Source organism: Burkholderia sp. HMSC10F09, assembly GCF_001806955.1.
Classification (GTDB): Bacteria; Pseudomonadota; Gammaproteobacteria; order Burkholderiales; family Burkholderiaceae; genus Burkholderia; species Burkholderia multivorans.
The window spans coordinates 1-1,684 of record NZ_KV786518.1 but is presented as its reverse complement, the minus strand read 5'-3'; the positions used below and the strand labels follow the sequence as shown (position 1 = coordinate 1,684).

3 protein-coding genes are annotated in these 1,684 nt (G+C 73.0%); all 3 read left to right on the top strand.

Going from position 1 to position 1,684, the window contains the following annotated elements; genetic code table 11:
- Positions 1-628: biotin--[acetyl-CoA-carboxylase] ligase (locus tag HMPREF3115_RS02200; RefSeq protein ID WP_256275967.1), on the top strand; the 628-nt coding region annotated here is incomplete at its 5' end.
- The gene (locus HMPREF3115_RS02195) at positions 625-1,413 is read left to right on the top strand and encodes a type III pantothenate kinase (protein ID WP_059842959.1); all 789 of its coding nucleotides are present in this window, start codon (positions 625-627) and stop codon (positions 1,411-1,413) included. The genes HMPREF3115_RS02200 and HMPREF3115_RS02195, both read left to right, overlap by 4 nt.
- Positions 1,414-1,503: 90 nt before the next feature.
- Positions 1,504-1,684, top strand: a 181-nt coding sequence (locus tag HMPREF3115_RS02190) for a hypothetical protein (RefSeq protein ID WP_070553326.1), incomplete at its 3' end; no start/stop codon positions are given.

Here is a 1,684-nt window from a genome sequence, read left to right as displayed (position 1 = left end):
CGTGCCGCGCCCCGTCGAGGCGCTCGGCGGCCTCAGCATCGCGATCGGCGTCGCGCTCGCGGAAGGCCTCGCGACGCTGCCGCTCGACGCACGCACGCGCGTCGCGCTCAAATGGCCGAACGACCTGCTGCTGACCGCGGCCGACGACGGCGGCACGTCGCGCATCGTCGGCAAGCTCGCCGGGATCCTGATCGAAACCGTGTGGACCACCGCCGACGCCACCGCCGTCGTGATCGGCTTCGGCATCAACGTGCGCGGCGCGGAAGCCGTCGCGGCGCAGGTCGACGCGCTGCGCGCGCGCGAAGCCGCATTGGCGAGCGGACTGCCGCCGGCCGCGCTGTCGATGGCGTGCGCAAGCGCGAATCTCACCGATACGCTCGCTGCGTCGCTGAACGCGCTCACGCCCGCACTCGCGCAGTTCGCGACCGACGGGCTCGCGCCGTTCCTGCCGCGCTGGCATGCGCTGCACGCATACGCGGGCCGCGAAGTCGTGCTGCTCGAACAGGGCGTCGAACGCGCGCGCGGCATCGCGGCCGGCATCGATGCGGCCGGCCAGCTGCTGCTCGACACGCCGAACGGCATTCAGGCGATCGCGGCGGGCGACGTGTCGCTGCGCGAAGCGCAATGAGCGAACCGCATCTGCTGATCGATGCCGGCAACAGCCGCATCAAATGGGCGCTCGCCGATGCGCAGCGCACGCTGGTGCGCACCGGCGCGTTCGGCCATACGCGCGACGGCGGCGCCGATCCCGACTGGGCCGACCTGCCGCGTCCGCGCGGCGCATGGATTTCGAACGTGGCGGGCGCCGATGTCGGCGCGCGGCTCGACGCGCTGCTCGATGCACGCTGGCCGGGGCTGCCGCGCACGACGATCCGGTCGCGGCCCGCGCAATGCGGCGTGACGAACGGCTACACGACGCCGGAACAGCTCGGCAGCGATCGCTGGGCCGGGTTGATCGGCGCACGCGCCGCGTTTCCGGACGAACATCTGCTGATCGCGACGTTCGGCACCGCGACGACGCTCGAGGCGCTGCGCGCGGACGGCCGTTTCACCGGCGGACTGATCGCGCCGGGCTGGGCGCTGATGATGCGCGCGCTCGGCACGCATACCGCGCAGTTGCCGACGCTGACGACCGACATCGCGAGCGGCCTGCTCGCCGATGCACAGGCGGAGCCGTTCCAGGTCGACACGCCGCGCTCGCTGTCGGCCGGCTGCCTCTATGCGCAGGCGGGGCTGATCGAGCGCGCGTGGCGCGATCTCGCGGCGGCCTGGCAGGCACCGGTGCGGCTCGTGCTGGCCGGCGGCGCGGCCGACGAGATCGCGCGCGCGCTGACGCTGCCGCATACGCGGCACGACGCGCTGATCCTGTCCGGCCTCGCGCTGATTGCCGCCGAAGCGAGCGCGCAGGACTGACGGGTCGCGTACGCGTGCCGCAGCCGCGACGCGGACGAAAACCGGCTGCACGGGGCCGCTTCAACTGAATGACGACAGGGAGTTTCGACGATGCTGCGCTGGCTGATCGCTGTTCTCTTTCTCGCCAACCTGATCGCGTTCGCGCTCGCGACCGAGATGGTCGGGCCGCGGCCGGCCGCCGGCGCGCGCGAACCGGGCGTACTCGCGCGCCAGGTACGCGCCGACGCGCTGCGCGCGACGCCACTCGCGCAAGCGACCGATCAACCGGTCG

Coding starts and splice junctions, on each gene's coding strand:
- HMPREF3115_RS02195 (WP_059842959.1), top strand. CDS start 625: ATGAGCGAACCGCATCTGCTGATCGATGCCGGCAACAGCCGCATCAAA.